Annotated in this window: 16 protein-coding genes; all 16 read left to right on the forward strand. The window is 49.5% G+C overall.

Features of this window, described 5'->3' with window-relative positions:
• Window positions 1–481: 481 nt before the first annotated feature.
• Complete coding sequence (gene atpI / locus U0008_RS21680) at window positions 482–862, forward strand: F0F1 ATP synthase subunit I (RefSeq protein WP_025797404.1); 381 nt, start codon at window positions 482–484, stop codon at window positions 860–862.
• A 67-nt stretch (window positions 863–929) separates the two neighbouring features.
• Window positions 930–1,709 (forward strand): F0F1 ATP synthase subunit A, encoded by a 780-nt coding sequence (gene atpB / locus U0008_RS21685; RefSeq protein ID WP_025797402.1) that lies wholly within the window; start codon window positions 930–932, stop codon window positions 1,707–1,709.
• 50 nt (window positions 1,710–1,759) lie between these two features.
• A complete protein-coding gene (atpE, locus tag U0008_RS21690; protein WP_004093904.1) occupies window positions 1,760–1,999 on the forward strand; it encodes a F0F1 ATP synthase subunit C in 240 nt (79 codons plus the stop codon).
• 65 nt (window positions 2,000–2,064) lie between these two features.
• Window positions 2,065–2,535: a F0F1 ATP synthase subunit B gene (gene atpF, locus U0008_RS21695; RefSeq protein ID WP_004093905.1), complete on the forward strand. Its 471-nt coding sequence runs from the start codon at window positions 2,065–2,067 to the stop codon at window positions 2,533–2,535.
• A 14-nt stretch (window positions 2,536–2,549) separates the two neighbouring features.
• Window positions 2,550–3,083: a F0F1 ATP synthase subunit delta gene (atpH, locus tag U0008_RS21700; protein WP_025797389.1), complete on the forward strand. Its 534-nt coding sequence runs from the start codon at window positions 2,550–2,552 to the stop codon at window positions 3,081–3,083.
• A gap of 12 nt (window positions 3,084–3,095) precedes the next feature.
• Window positions 3,096–4,637 (forward strand): F0F1 ATP synthase subunit alpha, encoded by a 1,542-nt coding sequence (atpA, locus tag U0008_RS21705; protein WP_025797387.1) that lies wholly within the window; start codon window positions 3,096–3,098, stop codon window positions 4,635–4,637.
• Window positions 4,638–4,706: 69 nt separating this feature from the next.
• A complete protein-coding gene (gene atpG / locus U0008_RS21710; RefSeq protein ID WP_025797385.1) occupies window positions 4,707–5,570 on the forward strand; it encodes a F0F1 ATP synthase subunit gamma in 864 nt (287 codons plus the stop codon).
• Window positions 5,571–5,603: 33 nt separating this feature from the next.
• Window positions 5,604–6,986, forward strand: coding sequence for a F0F1 ATP synthase subunit beta (gene atpD / locus U0008_RS21715; protein ID WP_025797384.1), 1,383 nt, complete (start codon window positions 5,604–5,606; stop codon window positions 6,984–6,986).
• Between the two features lie 20 nt (window positions 6,987–7,006).
• Window positions 7,007–7,426, forward strand: coding sequence for a F0F1 ATP synthase subunit epsilon (locus U0008_RS21720; RefSeq protein WP_004093913.1), 420 nt, complete (start codon window positions 7,007–7,009; stop codon window positions 7,424–7,426).
• A 272-nt stretch (window positions 7,427–7,698) separates the two neighbouring features.
• Window positions 7,699–9,066, forward strand: a complete 1,368-nt coding sequence (gene glmU, locus U0008_RS21725; RefSeq protein WP_043489953.1) for a bifunctional UDP-N-acetylglucosamine diphosphorylase/glucosamine-1-phosphate N-acetyltransferase GlmU — start codon at window positions 7,699–7,701, stop codon at window positions 9,064–9,066.
• Window positions 9,067–9,296: 230 nt separating this feature from the next.
• Window positions 9,297–11,129: a glutamine--fructose-6-phosphate transaminase (isomerizing) gene (gene glmS / locus U0008_RS21730; RefSeq protein WP_043489954.1), complete on the forward strand. Its 1,833-nt coding sequence runs from the start codon at window positions 9,297–9,299 to the stop codon at window positions 11,127–11,129.
• 224 nt (window positions 11,130–11,353) lie between these two features.
• Window positions 11,354–12,391: a phosphate ABC transporter substrate-binding protein PstS gene (pstS, locus tag U0008_RS21735; protein WP_043490045.1), complete on the forward strand. Its 1,038-nt coding sequence runs from the start codon at window positions 11,354–11,356 to the stop codon at window positions 12,389–12,391.
• 63 nt (window positions 12,392–12,454) lie between these two features.
• Entirely contained in the window at window positions 12,455–13,441 is a 987-nt protein-coding gene (gene pstC, locus U0008_RS21740) for a phosphate ABC transporter permease PstC (protein ID WP_043489957.1), read from the forward strand.
• 1 nt (window position 13,442) lies between these two features.
• Complete coding sequence (gene pstA, locus U0008_RS21745) at window positions 13,443–14,330, forward strand: phosphate ABC transporter permease PstA (RefSeq protein ID WP_025797378.1); 888 nt, start codon at window positions 13,443–13,445, stop codon at window positions 14,328–14,330.
• A gap of 72 nt (window positions 14,331–14,402) precedes the next feature.
• Window positions 14,403–15,179 carry a phosphate ABC transporter ATP-binding protein PstB gene (pstB, locus tag U0008_RS21750; RefSeq protein ID WP_025797376.1) on the forward strand — a complete coding sequence of 259 codons (777 nt, stop codon included), beginning with the start codon at window positions 14,403–14,405 and terminating at the stop codon, window positions 15,177–15,179.
• Window positions 15,180–15,193: 14 nt separating this feature from the next.
• A complete protein-coding gene (gene phoU, locus U0008_RS21755) occupies window positions 15,194–15,922 on the forward strand; it encodes a phosphate signaling complex protein PhoU (RefSeq protein ID WP_025797374.1) in 729 nt (242 codons plus the stop codon).
• The last annotated feature ends 350 nt before the right edge of the window (window positions 15,923–16,272 follow it).

Raw genomic sequence — 16,272 nt, forward strand, 5'->3', positions numbered from 1 at the left:
TCGAATGAATTGAATGCGTTATTTCTAGTTGGATTAAAGGTAGAAATAAACAATTAAAGATGTCTAGTTTGTCAATAATATGTTTATTTCTGGTTTGTGAAATGAAGCCTAAACTTTTAATTTTTAACTTTATGATTTTAAATAAATTAAAGCGCTCATTTAGCTAAAACACAGTAAAGACCACATGGTATATAAGACTTCTCTGTTTTTACTTTTGTGATCTGTGATCGCTCATATATTGTAACGGTGGAATTGTCGGACAAAGCAATGAGATATGGTATTCTGACAATTCTTAGCGATTGTCGTTAAAAGGTGAAAGTATTTAATTTATTATTCACTTTTTCGCTACTTATCCATTGAATTTGTTGTTGTGCACCGTATAATTTGCTCGTTTTTCTAGCTTGACTCGGCCTCGTAAAGGCAGTTTTATTACGTCACTCAATCAGCATACCCCCAGAGGGGTACGGAGAGAGCAAACGTCATGTCTGTAACGCTTTATAGCGGCAAGGCAGCGCGAAAATTACTGGCTCTGCAGTTACTGACTTTTGTTCTGTTCGGCATCGGCTTTTCAGCTAAAGAGATAAGCTGGGGTTTTTCAGCCGTTCTCGGTGGCTTGTCAGCGTGGTTGCCTAGCGTCGTTTTCATGCTGTTTGCTTTGCGTCATCAAGCTCATACTCCAGCAGGAGGCCGAGTAGCATGGTCTTTTGCTATTGGTGAGGCGTTAAAGGTCGTCAGCACGATTGTTCTTATGATCGTGTCACTGGGGTGGTTTAAGGCGGCGTTATTCCCGCTTGGCCTGACTTATATCGCTGTGTTGGTTGTTCAGATCGTGGCACCAGCAATAATAGGTCGCAATAGCTGACCTGTTGTAAAACGGCCTTAAATTAAAACAGTTACCGTACTTAACTACTTAAAGGGTAAGAGGCATCATGTCTGCAGGAGAAATCTCTACGCCACAAGAGTATATCGGTCACCATCTGACACAGCTTCAGATCGGGACGGGATTCTGGTCGATCAACATTGACTCAATGTTTTTCTCCGTTGTCCTCGGCCTACTCTTCTTGGTTATCTTCCGCAAAGTGGCTAAAAACGCGACTAGCGGTGTTCCGGGTAAATTACAGTGTGCGGTTGAACTGGTTGTCGGCTTCGTCGATAGCAGCGTGCGCGACATGTATCACGGTAAAAGCAAGGTTATTGCCCCTCTGGCTCTGACCGTGTTTGTTTGGGTTTTCCTGATGAACCTGATGGACTTGCTGCCAATCGATTTCTTGCCTTACATCGGCGAGCATATCCTTGGTTTACCAGCGCTGCGTGTTGTACCTACGGCTGACGTAAACGTTACGTTGTCGATGGCGCTGGGCGTATTTATCCTGATTCTGTTCTACAGCATTAAGATGAAAGGTGTCGGTGGGTTCGTTAAAGAACTGACCATGCAGCCGTTCAATCATCCTGTATTTATTCCAATCAACCTTATTCTGGAAGGCGTCAGCCTGTTGTCTAAGCCGGTTTCACTGGGTTTGCGACTGTTCGGTAACATGTATGCCGGCGAGCTGATTTTCATCCTGATTGCCGGTCTGTTGCCGTGGTGGTCACAGTGGGTGCTCAATGTTCCATGGGCTATCTTCCACATCCTGATTATTACGCTGCAAGCCTTTATCTTCATGGTTCTGACGATCGTCTATCTCTCGATGGCGTCTGAAGAGCACTGATATTTTTAATAACACTACTGCGTTTAAACTGAAAGAAACTGGAGACTGTCATGGAAAACCTGAGTATGGATCTGCTGTACATGGCTGCCGCTGTGATGATGGGTTTAGCGGCAATCGGTGCTGCGATCGGTATCGGCATCCTGGGTGGTAAATTCCTGGAAGGCGCTGCACGCCAACCTGACCTGATTCCTCTGCTGCGTACACAGTTCTTTATCGTTATGGGTCTGGTGGATGCTATCCCAATGATCGCTGTTGGTCTGGGTCTGTACGTCATGTTTGCTGTCGCGTAAAAGAGCCTTGGCTCTTCTACCGTAAAGAAACACATACCAATTAACTATTTAAGAGGCATTGTGCTGTGAATCTTAACGCAACAATCCTCGGCCAGGCCATCGCGTTCATTTTGTTCGTATGGTTCTGCATGAAGTATGTATGGCCTCCAATTATGGATGCCATCGAGAAACGTCAAAAAGAAATTGCTGACGGCCTCTCAAGTGCAGAACGTGCGAAGAAAGATTTGGACTTAGCTCAAGCCAATGCGACCGACCAGCTGAAAAAAGCTAAAGCCGACGCTCAGGTGATTATTGAACAAGCGAACAAACGCAAAGCTCAAATCATCGACGAAGCTAAAGTAGAAGCTGAGCAGGAACGTAACAAAATCGTGGCGCAGGCGCAGGCTGAAATCGACGCAGAACGTAAACGCGCTCGTGAAGAGCTGCGTAAGCAAGTTGCTACGTTGGCTATTGCTGGTGCCGAGAAAATTATCGAACGTTCCGTGGATGAAGCTGCTAACAGCGACATCGTTGATAAACTGGTCGCTGAACTGTAAGGAGGGAGGGGCTGATGTCTGAATTTATCACGGTAGCTCGCCCCTACGCCAAAGCAGCTTTTGACTTTGCCGTTGAGCACCAGAACGTAGACCGTTGGCAGCAAATGCTAGCGTTCTGCGCTGAGGTGACCCGCAACGAGAACGTGGCTGAAATGCTTTCTGGTGCATTAGCACCGGAAACATTATCCAACCTGTTCATTGAATTGTGTGGTGATCAGCTCGATGAATCCGGCCAGAACTTTATTAAAGTGATGGCTGAGAACGGACGTTTATTAGTTCTTCCTGAGGTGTTGCAGCAATTTAATACGCTGCGCGATGCGCTGGAGGCCACGGTTGACGTGGAAGTTACTTCAGCAGCAACTTTAAGCGATGAGCAACTGAATAAAATCAGTGCCGCGATGGAAAAACGTCTGTCACGTAAAGTGAAGCTGAATTGCAAAATTGATAAGTCTGTCATGGCTGGCGTGGTTATTCGCGCTGGCGACCTAGTGATCGACGGCAGTATTCGCAGTCGTCTGGAACGCTTGGCAGACGTCTTGCAGTCTTAAGGGGACTGGAGCATGCAACTGAATTCCACCGAAATCAGCGAACTGATCAAGCAGCGCATTGCTCAGTTCAATGTGGTGAGCGAAGCTCACAACGAAGGTACTATTGTGTCCGTGAGCGACGGTATTATCCGTGTTCATGGTCTGGCGGATGTTATGCAGGGCGAGATGATCGCGCTGCCAGGCAACCGCTACGCTATCGCACTGAACCTAGAGCGCGACTCTGTTGGTGCGGTAGTTATGGGTCCATACGCTGACTTAGCCGAAGGCATGAAAGTTAAGTGTACTGGCCGTATTCTGGAAGTACCGGTTGGTCGTGGCCTGTTAGGTCGCGTGGTTAACACCTTGGGTGAACCTATCGATGGTAAAGGTCCTGTAGACAACGACGGCTTCTCTGCCGTTGAAGCTATCGCACCGGGCGTTATCGAACGCCAATCCGTTGATCAGCCTGTACAGACTGGTTATAAGTCCGTTGATGCCATGATCCCAATCGGTCGTGGTCAGCGTGAACTGGTGATCGGTGACCGTCAGACCGGTAAAACCGCTCTGGCAGTTGACGCCATCATTAACCAGCGTGATTCCGGCATCAAATGTATTTATGTCGCTATCGGTCAGAAAGCTTCGACTATCGCAAACGTCGTTCGCAAACTGGAAGAGCACGGCGCACTGGCTAACACCATTGTTGTTGTTGCATCTGCTTCTGAGTCTGCTGCGCTGCAATACCTGGCTCCGTATGCCGGTTGTGCGATGGGCGAATACTTCCGTGACCGTGGTGAAGACTCGCTTATCATTTATGATGACCTGTCTAAACAAGCGGTTGCTTACCGTCAGATTTCCCTGCTGCTTCGTCGTCCACCAGGTCGTGAAGCATTCCCAGGCGACGTCTTCTATCTCCACTCCCGTTTGCTGGAACGTGCTGCGCGTGTTAACGCCGATTACGTAGAAGCTTTCACTAAGGGTGAAGTAAAAGGCGCTACCGGTTCACTGACGGCTCTGCCGATCATTGAAACTCAGGCGGGTGACGTTTCTGCGTTCGTTCCGACCAACGTAATTTCGATTACCGATGGTCAGATCTTCTTGGAATCTAACCTGTTTAACGCCGGTATTCGTCCTGCGGTAAACCCGGGTATCTCTGTATCCCGTGTTGGTGGTGCTGCTCAGACCAAGATCATGAAAAAACTGTCCGGTGGTATTCGTACCGCACTGGCACAGTATCGTGAACTGGCTGCGTTCTCTCAGTTCGCATCCGATCTGGATGATGCAACCCGTAAACAGCTGAACCACGGTCAGAAAGTGACCGAGTTACTGAAACAGAAACAGTATGCACCGATGTCGGTTGCAGAGCAGTCTCTGGTTCTGTTTGCAGCTGAACGTGGCTATCTGGAAGACGTTGAACTGGCTAAGATCGGCAGCTTTGAAGCTGCTCTGATGGCTTATGTTGAACGTGAGCACGCTGACCTGATGCAACAAATCAACCAAACTGGTGCTTACAATGACGAGATCGAGGGCAAGCTGAAAGGCATCCTCGATACCTTCAAGGCAACCCAGTCCTGGTAATACCGTTACGGCCTGATGGTTTTCGTTAAAGAATGCTGTCGGGCCGTAAGGTCTTGAGGAGAAGCAGAGATGGCCGGCGCAAAAGAGATACGTAGTAAGATCGCAAGCGTCCAAAACACGCAAAAGATCACTAAAGCGATGGAAATGGTCGCCGCCTCCAAAATGCGTAAAACGCAGGATCGCATGGCGGCCAGCCGTCCTTATGCAGAAACCATGCGCAAAGTGATTGGTCACCTTGCCCTTGGTAATCTGGAATATAAACACCCGTACCTGGAAGAGCGCGACGTTAAGCGCGTGGGGTATCTGGTGGTTTCTACCGACCGTGGTCTGTGTGGTGGCTTGAACATTAACCTGTTCAAAAAACTGCTGACGGATATGAAAAGCTGGAACGAAAAAAGCGTTGAAGTTGATCTCGCGCTGATTGGTTCCAAAGCAGCATCTTTCTTTGGTTCTGTGGGCGGTAATATCGTTGCACAGGTAACCGGTATGGGTGACCACCCTTCCCTGTCTGAATTGATTGGGCCGGTAAAAGTGATGTTGCAGGCTTATGATGAAGGGCGTCTGGACAAACTGTATGTGGTGAGCAATAAGTTCATCAATACCATGTCTCAAGAACCTCAGATCCTTCAGCTGTTGCCGCTGCCACCGTCTGATGATAGCGAGTTGAAGAAGAAATCATGGGATTACCTGTACGAACCCGATCCTAAGGCGCTGCTGGATACCTTGCTGCGTCGTTATGTGGAATCTCAGGTTTATCAGGGCGTCGTGGAAAACCTGGCCAGTGAGCAGGCCGCTCGAATGGTTGCGATGAAAGCCGCAACTGATAACGGCGGTAGCCTGATCAAAGAGCTGCAGTTGGTATACAACAAAGCTCGTCAGGCCAGCATTACCCAAGAGCTCACCGAGATCGTCGGTGGAGCCTCCGCGGTTTAAGCTAGGTTTTACGAATTACGTAGAGGATTCAAGATGGCTACTGGAAAGATTATCCAGGTTATCGGCGCTGTGGTGGACGTCGAGTTCCCGCAAGATGCCGTGCCTAAAGTGTATAACGCACTTGAGGTGAAAGGCGGTGCCACTAAACTGGTACTGGAAGTTCAGCAGCAGCTAGGCGGCGGCGTTGTACGCTGTATCGCTATGGGTACTTCTGACGGTCTGCGTCGCGGACTGGACGTTGTTGACCTGGAGCACCCGATTGAAGTCCCAGTAGGTAAAGCGACCTTAGGCCGCATTATGAACGTACTGGGTGAGCCAATTGATATGAAGGGTGATATCGGCGAAGAAGATCGCTGGGCTATTCACCGTGAAGCTCCAAGCTACGAAGAACTGTCTAACTCGCAAGAACTGCTGGAAACTGGTATCAAGGTAATGGACCTGATTTGTCCGTTCGCTAAGGGCGGTAAAGTTGGTCTGTTCGGTGGTGCGGGTGTTGGTAAAACAGTAAACATGATGGAGCTGATCCGTAACATCGCGATCGAGCACTCAGGTTACTCTGTATTTGCCGGCGTGGGTGAACGTACTCGTGAGGGTAACGACTTCTACCACGAAATGACCGACTCCAACGTATTGGACAAAGTATCACTGGTTTATGGCCAGATGAACGAGCCACCAGGAAACCGTCTGCGCGTTGCGCTGACCGGTCTGACTATGGCTGAGAAGTTCCGTGACGAAGGTCGTGACGTACTGCTGTTCATCGATAACATCTACCGTTATACCTTGGCCGGTACCGAAGTATCTGCACTGTTGGGTCGTATGCCTTCTGCGGTAGGTTATCAGCCAACGCTGGCGGAAGAGATGGGTGTTCTGCAAGAACGTATCACCTCGACCAAAACGGGTTCAATCACCTCTGTTCAGGCCGTTTACGTACCTGCGGATGACTTGACTGACCCATCACCAGCAACCACCTTTGCTCACTTGGACGCAACCGTGGTACTGAGCCGTCAGATCGCTTCTCTGGGTATCTACCCAGCCGTTGACCCGCTGGATTCCACCAGCCGTCAGCTGGATCCACTGGTTGTGGGTCAGGAACACTACGACGTGGCACGTGGCGTGCAGTCTATTCTGCAACGTTATCAGGAACTGAAAGATATCATCGCGATTCTGGGTATGGACGAACTGTCCGAAGACGACAAACTGGTCGTTGCTCGTGCGCGTAAAATCCAACGTTTCCTGTCACAGCCATTCTTCGTTGCTGAAGTCTTTACCGGTTCTCCGGGCAAGTTCGTCTCGCTGAAAGATACCATTCGTGGTTTCAAAGGCATTCTGGATGGTGATTACGATCATCTGCCAGAGCAGGCGTTCTACATGGTTGGCACCATTGAAGAAGCAGTGGAAAAAGCCAAGAAACTGTAACGCCTTGAGAGGAGGTTGATATGGCTATGACTTACCATCTGGACGTTGTCAGCGCAGAGCAGAAAATGTTCTCTGGGCTGGTACAGAAAATCCAGGTGACAGGTAGTGAAGGTGAGCTAGGGGTTTTCCCTGGTCACGCCCCGCTGCTTACTGCCATTAAGCCTGGCATGGTGCGTATTGTTAAACAGCATGGTGAAGAAGAGTTCATCTACCTGTCCGGCGGTATCCTTGAGGTACAGCCGAGCTCGGTAACCGTGTTGGCAGATACCGCCATTCGTGGTCAAGACCTCGACGAGGCGCGAGCGATGGAATCTAAGCGTAAAGCGGAAGAACACATCAATAACTCGCACGGCGATGTTGACTATGCTCAGGCATCAGCGGAATTGTCCAAAGCGATCGCGAAACTTCGCGTTATCGAATTGACCAAGAAAGCGATGTAAGCAGACTCCAAATAAAAAGCGGCTGAAAGGCCGCTTTTTTTTATTCTGAAAATAAGACTTTCCCCAGAGCAAATCTCGCCTAAACGTTGTGCAATTAACCTATTATTTGTCTCTGTTCGCAGACATATTTTCCCATTCTGCCCGCTGTTATTTATTATGTGTCTATTCCGCAGCCAGCGCGACTTACGAAAGTTTTGTGCTGAGAAATATGTAGTAATTCTGTTACCAAACAGGTTTACTTTGCCCATCAATTTGAATGAATCAGGTTGCTTATGTCTAACAGTTCTTTAAGCGTTGTTATTCTTGCCGCAGGCAAGGGTACTCGTATGTATTCCGATCTTCCTAAAGTGCTTCATCCTCTGGCTGGAAAGCCAATGGTTCAGCATGTCATCGATACGGCTTTAAAGTTAGGCGCACAGAACGTGCATCTGGTTTATGGCCATGGTGGAGATCTGTTAAAAGAAAAACTGTCAGACCAGCCGCTGAACTGGGTATTACAGGCCGAACAGCTGGGTACCGGGCATGCGATGCAACAAGCGGCGCCACATTTTTCTGATGATGAAGATGTGTTGATGCTGTACGGCGATGTGCCACTTATTTCCGGTGAAACTCTACAACGCTTGTTAGCCGCTAAGCCGCAAGGTGGTATTGGTTTGCTGACCGTTAAGCTTGCGAATCCTACAGGCTATGGCCGCATCGTGCGCGAAAACGACAACGTTGTGGGCATTGTTGAACACAAAGATGCCACGGCAGAGCAGCATAAAATCAATGAAATCAACACCGGCATTCTGGTTGCTAGCGGTCGCGATCTAAAGCGTTGGTTAGGCAAACTCAACAACAATAACGCGCAGGGTGAATATTACATCACTGACATCATCGCGTTAGCGCATCAGGAAGGTCACCGTATCGAAGCGGTTCATCCTGACCGTTTGAGTGAGGTTGAGGGCGTTAATAACCGTCTGCAACTGTCAGCATTAGAGCGTGAATATCAATCTGAACAGGCGCAGAAGTTGCTGTTAGCTGGCGTGATGCTGCTTGATCCTGCTCGTTTCGATCTGCGCGGTGAACTGATCCATGGTCGCGATATCTCCATTGATACTAACGTGATTATCGAAGGTACCGTTAAGCTAGGCGATCGCGTGCGCATCGGCACTGGCTGTGTGCTGAAAGACTGCGTTATCGGCGATGATTGCGAAATTAGCCCTTATACCGTGATTGAAAACTCTACTTTAGCGACGGAATGTACCGTGGGGCCATTTGCTCGCCTGCGTCCAGGTGCGGATTTGGCTGAAAAAGCGCATGTTGGCAACTTCGTAGAGATGAAGAAAGCGCGCTTGGGCAAAGGCTCCAAAGCGGGACACCTTTCCTACTTAGGCGATGCGGAGATTGGCGACAACGTGAACATTGGTGCGGGTACGATCACCTGTAACTACGATGGCGCCAATAAATTCAAGACCATTATCGGTGACGATGTGTTTGTGGGTTCTGATACTCAGCTGGTGGCTCCAGTCACCATTGGCAACGGTGTCACTATTGCTGCGGGCACCACCGTAACGAAAAACGTGGCGGAAAAAGAGCTGGTTTTAAGCCGCGTTAAGCAAACGCATATCCAAGGCTGGAAGCGCCCAGTAAAGAAATAGCTGCTAAATAAGATAGGTTATCCCCGTTAAATCCGGTTGATGATTACATTGGTAATCTATTTTGCACTGTGCCTTGTTTATCAAGGCACAGAACAAAATAAGCAGTAAACAATAATATCCCCATAGGGGAATCGCCCCAATCTCTACAGGCTCGGGGCACCAAATCAGATCGTACGGACATCGACAGAACAGCTAACGAAAGGCTGTTCTTGTTATAGGAATCAAACACTATGTGTGGAATTGTTGGCGCAGTTGCGCAGCGTGATATTGCAGAAATCCTGTTAGAAGGTCTGCGTCGTTTAGAATACCGTGGTTATGATTCTGCGGGTCTGGCGGTTGTTGATCATCAGGGGCATATGCAGCGTATCCGCCGCGTCGGAAAGGTACAGGCTCTCAGTGATGCCGTAGCGGAAAGCCCAATGACCGGTGGAACCGGTATTGCGCATACTCGCTGGGCAACACACGGTGAACCCACCGAACATAATGCGCACCCGCATGTTTCTGAACATATTGCCGTGGTACACAACGGTATTATCGAAAACTACGAATCTCTTCGTGCGTTGCTGATTGAGCGTGGCTATCACTTTACGTCTGAAACTGACACCGAAGTGATCGCGCATCTCACCCATTGGGAGCAGCAACAGGCAGGTGGCTCGCTACTAGAAGTTGTTCAACGCGTTATCCCACAGCTGCGCGGTGCTTACGGTACCGTCGTGATGGATGCCCGCCATCCCGATGTACTGGTCACCGCTCGCTCTGGCAGCCCGCTGGTAATTGGTTGCGGGATGGGCGAAAACTTTATTGCCTCCGATCAGCTGGCACTGCTGCCTGTGACCCGCCGTTTTATCTTCTTGGAAGAGGGCGATATTGCTGAAGTAACACGCCGCACGGTGAAGATCTTTGATAAAGAAGGCAATGCCGTTGAACGCGCAGAAATTGAATCCAACGTGCAATATGACGCGGGTGACAAAGGCGCATATCGCCACTACATGCAAAAAGAGATCTATGAGCAGCCGTTAGCCATCAAAAATACCCTTGAAGGGCGTTTTAGCCACGGCAAAGTGGATCTGGGTGAACTTGGTGAGAAAGCCGATACGCTGCTGGCGAAGGTTGAGCACATCCAAATTATCGCCTGTGGGACTTCATACCACTCGGGTATGGTGGCGCGCTATTGGTTTGAATCTCTGGCCGGTGTGCCTTGTGACGTGGAGATTGCTTCTGAATTCCGCTATCGCAAGTCTGCAGTACGCAAAAACAGCCTGATCATTACGTTATCTCAGTCGGGTGAAACGGCGGATACGTTAGCGGCTTTACGTTTGTCCAAAGAGATTGGCTATTTAGGCTCGTTGGCTATCTGTAACGTAGCCAGTTCGTCGCTGGTGCGTGAATCTGATTTGGCTCTGATGACCAAAGCGGGAACAGAAATCGGCGTTGCGTCAACCAAAGCGTTTACCACTCAGTTAACCGTTTTGCTGATGCTGGTGGCGCGTATTGGCCGCCTGCATGCGATGCCTGAACAGGTTGAGCACGATATCGTTCACGCCCTTCAAGCACTGCCTGCGCGTATTGAACAGATGTTATCAATGGATCAGGGCATTGAAGAACTGGCCGAAGATTTCATGGATAAGCAGCATGCCCTATTCCTCGGTCGTGGCGATCAGTATCCCATCGCAATGGAAGGGGCTCTGAAGCTTAAAGAGATCTCCTATATTCATGCAGAAGCCTATGCGGCTGGTGAACTCAAACACGGGCCACTGGCGCTGATTGATGCCGATATGCCGGTGGTTGTGATTGCGCCAAACAACGAACTGTTGGAAAAATTGAAATCCAATATTGAAGAAGTTCGCGCGCGCGGCGGTTTGCTGTATGTCTTTGCCGATAAAGACGCTGGTTTCACCGATAGCGAAGGGATGCGCATTATTTCTCTGCCGCACGTAGAAGAGGTCATTGCACCGATCTTCTATACCGTTCCGCTTCAGTTGCTTTCGTATCATGTGGCGCTCATCAAAGGCACTGATGTCGATCAGCCACGAAATCTGGCTAAATCGGTAACCGTTGAGTAACCCCATCTCTAAGCCCCGTTCGCGGGGCTTTTTCATTTTTCTCCGCCAACAAACATTTCATTTGTAATAAAACTGTCATATTCCATACATTTTACTGTCATCAAACTGCCTTATTTTCCCTCCTGCACCATACTTAAACTTGATTGTTCACACTGATGCTGATGAATAACACTCCCTGTGGAGGGAATATGAAGCCGATGCGTTCCTTGGTTGTCACTAAAAAAATGGTTACCCATAAGACTGTTGCTGCCATTGTTGCTGCAACTTGCTCTCTGACTACAATGTCTGCATCCGCTGCGACCAGCTTGACCGGTGCCGGTGCGACTTTCCCCGCGCCTGTTTATGCTAAGTGGGCAGATACCTATCAGAAAGAAACCGGTAACAAAGTTAACTATCAAGGTATTGGTTCTTCCGGCGGCGTTAAGCAAATTATTGCAAACACCGTTGATTTCGGTGCATCTGATGCGCCGCTGACCGATGAAAAACTGGCCGCAGACGGTCTGTTCCAGTTCCCAACCGTTATCGGTGGAGTGGTGCTGGCGGTGAATATTCCGGGATTGAAATCTGGCGAACTGACGCTGGATGGCAAAACTCTGGGTGATATCTATCTGGGCAACATCAAAAAATGGAATGATCCAGCGATCACCAAATTAAACCCAGGTTTAAAACTACCAGATACTAATATTGCCGTGGTTCGCCGCGCTGATGGCTCTGGCACTTCTTATGTTTTCACCAACTATCTGGCGAAAGTAAACGCAGATTGGAAATCTAAAGTTGGTGCAGGTTCTACCGTTAACTGGCCAACCGGTTTGGGCGGCAAAGGTAACGACGGCGTTGCTGCGTTCATCCAGCGTCTGCCAGGCTCCATTGGCTATGTTGAGTATGCTTACGTTAAGCAAAGCAAACTGGCTTATACCAAGCTGATTTCTGCGGATGGTGACGCTGTTCTACCAACGGAAGAGAGCTTTAGCAACGCGGCTAAAGGCGCTGACTGGAGTAAATCCTTCGCCCAAGACCTAACCAACCAGAAAGGCGCTAATGCATGGCCTATCAGCTCCACCACCTTCATTCTGGTGCATAAAGATCAGCAGAAACCAGAGCAGGGCGCTGCGGTACTGAAATTCTTCGACTGGGCCTATAAAAATGGCGGCAAAGAAGCCAGCGCCTTGGACTATGCACCGTTGCCTAACGCTGTCGTTGAGCAAATCCGTGCAGCATGGAAGACCAACGTAAAAGACAGTTCAGGTAAAGCGCTGTACTAATGTTTCATCCGCTTCCAGAGCCGATGCTTTGGAAGCGGAACTCTAGTTTAAGAAGAGAATCACATGGCTGATCATCCGTTATCTAAGCCTTCATTGCCCAAGAAAGAATCAAAAATAAAACCACCGAGCAAAAACGGTGACGTTATCTTTGGTGCTCTAGTCAAACTAGCAGCGCTGATTACCCTATTGTTGCTGGGCGGCATCATTGTTTCGCTGTTTATCGCGTCGCTGCCGAGCATTCAGAAGTTTGGCTTCGCTTTCCTGTGGTCCAAAGAGTGGGACGCACCGGCGGAGCAGTTTGGTGCGTTGGTGCCGATTTACGGCACGATCGTCACCTCTATCATCGCCTTAGTCATTGCCGTTCCTGTGAGCTTCGGGATCGCGTTGTTCCTTACTGAACTCGCGCCAAACTGGCTGCGCCGCCCGCTGGGTGTTGCGATTGAGCTGTTGGCCGCTATTCCGAGCATTGTTTATGGCATGTGGGGCCTGTTTGTTTTTGCTCCGCTGTTTGCCGAATATTTCCAAACCCCGGTGGGTGATGTGCTTTCCGGTATTCCGATTGTGGGTGAACTCTTTGCTGGCCCTGCGTTTGGTATCGGTATTTTGGCTGCCGGTGTGATTCTTGCCATCATGATCATTCCTTATATTGCCGCCGTAATGCGTGACGTTTTTGAGCAAACGCCGGTGATGATGAAAGAATCTGCCTACGGCATTGGCTGTACGACGTGGGAAGTGATGAGCCGCATTGTTCTTCCGTTCACCAAAAATGGGGTGATCGGCGGCATCATGCTGGGGTTAGGGCGCGCGCTGGGCGAAACCATGGCGGTAACTTTCGTCATTGGTAATACCTACCAGCTCGACAGCGCTTCGCTGTTTATGCCAGGGAACAGTATTACTTCTGCGTTGGCGAATGAATTTGCTGAGGCCGAGTCAGGTCTGCATACGGCGGCGCTGATGGAGTTAGGCCTGATCCTGTTTGTTATCACGTTCATTGTGTTGGCGTTGTCCAAGCTGATGATTTTACGTCTTGATAAGAATGAGGGACGTTAAGATGGCGATGATTGATATGAATGACGCACAGGCTTTAGCCAGTTCACGCCGAAAAATGCAGGCATGGCGTCGTCAGAAAAACCGCATTGCGCTGTTTTTGTCGATGGTCACGATGGCCTTTGGGCTGTTCTGGCTGGTGTGGATTTTGTTTTCGACAATCACGAAAGGCGTTGATGGCATGTCTATCGCGCTGTTCACCGAAATGACGCCTCCTCCAAACAGTGAAGGTGGAGGTTTGGCTAACGCCATTGCCGGTTCTGGCTTGCTCATTCTATGGGCGACGGTGATTGGTACTCCGCTCGGAATTATGGCCGGTATCTATTTAGCTGAGTATGGTCGCAAAGGATGGTTGGCGAATTTTATCCGCTTTATTAATGACATCTTGCTCTCTGCGCCGTCTATTGTGGTTGGACTGTTTGTTTACACCATCGTGGTTGCCAAGATGCAGCACTTCTCCGGCTGGGCGGGAGTGATTGCGCTGGCGCTGTTGCAGATCCCTATCGTTATTCGTACTACTGAAAATATGCTGAAACTGGTGCCCGATAGCCTGCGTGAAGCGGCCTATGCGCTGGGAACACCAAAATGGAAGATGATCTCTGCTATCACGTTGAAAGCATCGGTGTCCGGCATCATAACCGGCGTGCTGTTAGCGATTGCGCGTATTGCCGGTGAAACTGCACCGCTGCTGTTTACATCGCTCTCCAACCAGTTTTGGAGCACCGATATGTCGCAGCCGATTGCCAACCTTCCGGTCACCATATTTAAGTTTGCAATGAGCCCGTTTGCCGAGTGGCAAGAGCTGGCTTGGGCTGGGGTATTACTGATTACCCTATGTGTTCTGCTGCTAAACATTCTGGCGCGCGTCGTTTTTGCTCAGAAGAAGCGCTAACAGAAAGCATTAATTATTGCAGGCGTTGCTTATCGGTAAGAAAAGCAGCGTCGTGAAAAAGAGAGATTAGAGATGAGTATTGTTACAGACACGACCAACAGCAAAATCCAGGTTCGCGATCTTAACTTCTACTACGGCAAGTTCCATGCGCTGAAGAATATTTCGCTGGATATCGAAAAGAACAAGGTGACGGCGTTTATCGGCCCGTCAGGCTGCGGTAAATCTACATTGCTGCGCACTTTTAACAAAATGTTCCAGCTCTATCCTGAGCAGCGCGCAGAGGGTGAAATCCTGCTTGATGGACACAATATTCTGACTGATAACTCAGATATCGCCCTGCTGCGTGCCAAAGTAGGCATGGTATTCCAAAAGCCAACGCCTTTCCCGATGTCAATTTACGATAACATCGCCTTTGGCGTGCGTTTGTTTGAAAAGCTGTCGCGTGCCGAGATGGATGAGCGCGTCCAGTGGGCATTAACCAAAGCGGCGCTGTGGAACGAATCAAAAGATAAACTTCATCAGAGCGGCTACAGCCTGTCTGGTGGACAGCAGCAGCGTTTGTGTATTGCGCGTGGAATTGCTATTCGCCCTGAAGTGTTATTGCTCGATGAGCCTTGCTCAGCGCTGGACCCGATTTCCACCAGCAAGATTGAAGAGCTGATCACCGAACTGAAAGAAGACTACACGGTGGTGATCGTAACGCATAACATGCAGCAGGCTGCCCGTTGTTCAGACCATACCGCGTTTATGTATCTGGGCGAACTGATTGAATTTAGCGATACTGACACCCTGTTTACCTCTCCGGCGCAGAAGCAAACGGAAGATTACATCACTGGCCGTTACGGCTGATTACGGGACTTATCATGGATAATTTAAACCTAAACAAACATATTTCCGGTCAGTTTAACGCCGAGCTGGAGCACATCCGCACTCAGGTGATGACCATGGGTGGGATGGTTGAACAGCAGCTTTCAGATGCGATTACCGCTATGCACAACCAAGACGGTGAGCTGGCAAAACGCGTTATTGAAGGCGATAAAAAAGTTAACATGATGGAAGTGGCGATTGATGAGGCCTGCGTGAAGATCATCGCTAAGCGTCAGCCCACCGCCAGTGATTTACGTTTGGTCATGGCGATCATCAAAACGATCTCCGAACTGGAGCGTATTGGTGATGTAGCCGATAAAATTTGCCGTACGGCGTTAGAGAAGTTCTCGCATCAGCATCAACCGCTGTTGGTTAGCCTAGAATCTCTGGGTCGCCACACCGTACAGATGCTGCATGACGTGCTGGATGCATTCGCCCGCATGGATCTGGACGAAGCGGTGCGTATTTATCGTGAAGATAAAAAGGTCGATCAGGAATATGAAGGCATTGTTCGCCAGCTGATGACCTACATGATGGAAGACACGCGCACCATTCCAAGCGTTCTCACCGCGCTGTTCTGTGCGCGTTCCATTGAGCGTATTGGCGACCGCTGCCAGAATATCTGTGAGTTTATTTTCTACTTCGTTAAAGGGCAGGATTTCCGTCACCTTGGCGGTGATGAGTTGGATCAGCTGTTGGCGAAGGATGGGAATAAGCCGACTTGATGTAAGGTGGAGTCGAACTGCTGTGTAAGGTTTCGTTCGCCTGTTTATGCCGAAGTGTCGGGTTACGTCCGCTTTGAAGCGTTGCATTTATATGTAATGTCAGCGTTCGCGTCCGTGTCGGAGGGCTCAATCGCCGCCCTCCGACGCCTCGGCTTGGCACCACCTCGACAGCCCGCTGCGCGGGTGCCCTCATTTCATCATTTCGGTTTTAACGGAACGAACGGCAATCGCCATCCTGGCTCCTCCGTTCTTTCGGCGACATCCCTGTCGCCGAATCCTAACCTACATGATTCACTCGGCTGCTCGGTAACGTGCCGGAAAAGGTCAATGTCAAAACCAAGTCTTCACTA

The sequence above is a fragment of the Hafnia alvei genome, from assembly GCF_034424155.1.
Classification (GTDB): Bacteria; Pseudomonadota; Gammaproteobacteria; order Enterobacterales; family Enterobacteriaceae; genus Hafnia; species Hafnia alvei.

Bases quoted from the DNA above. Each gene is read 5' to 3' on its own strand.
- atpI (WP_025797404.1), top strand. From the start codon at position 482: ATGTCTGTAACGCTTTATAGCGGCAAGGCAGCGCGAAAATTACTGGCT.
- atpB (WP_025797402.1), top strand. From the start codon at position 930: ATGTCTGCAGGAGAAATCTCTACGCCACAAGAGTATATCGGTCACCAT.
- atpE (WP_004093904.1), top strand. From the start codon at position 1,760: ATGGAAAACCTGAGTATGGATCTGCTGTACATGGCTGCCGCTGTGATG.
- atpH (WP_025797389.1), top strand. From the start codon at position 2,550: ATGTCTGAATTTATCACGGTAGCTCGCCCCTACGCCAAAGCAGCTTTT.
- atpA (WP_025797387.1), top strand. From the start codon at position 3,096: ATGCAACTGAATTCCACCGAAATCAGCGAACTGATCAAGCAGCGCATT.
- atpG (WP_025797385.1), top strand. From the start codon at position 4,707: ATGGCCGGCGCAAAAGAGATACGTAGTAAGATCGCAAGCGTCCAAAAC.
- atpD (WP_025797384.1), top strand. From the start codon at position 5,604: ATGGCTACTGGAAAGATTATCCAGGTTATCGGCGCTGTGGTGGACGTC.
- U0008_RS21720 (WP_004093913.1), top strand. From the start codon at position 7,007: ATGGCTATGACTTACCATCTGGACGTTGTCAGCGCAGAGCAGAAAATG.
- glmU (WP_043489953.1), top strand. From the start codon at position 7,699: ATGTCTAACAGTTCTTTAAGCGTTGTTATTCTTGCCGCAGGCAAGGGT.
- glmS (WP_043489954.1), top strand. From the start codon at position 9,297: ATGTGTGGAATTGTTGGCGCAGTTGCGCAGCGTGATATTGCAGAAATC.
- pstS (WP_043490045.1), top strand. From the start codon at position 11,354: ATGGTTACCCATAAGACTGTTGCTGCCATTGTTGCTGCAACTTGCTCT.
- pstC (WP_043489957.1), top strand. From the start codon at position 12,455: ATGGCTGATCATCCGTTATCTAAGCCTTCATTGCCCAAGAAAGAATCA.
- pstA (WP_025797378.1), top strand. From the start codon at position 13,443: ATGGCGATGATTGATATGAATGACGCACAGGCTTTAGCCAGTTCACGC.
- pstB (WP_025797376.1), top strand. From the start codon at position 14,403: ATGAGTATTGTTACAGACACGACCAACAGCAAAATCCAGGTTCGCGAT.
- phoU (WP_025797374.1), top strand. From the start codon at position 15,194: ATGGATAATTTAAACCTAAACAAACATATTTCCGGTCAGTTTAACGCC.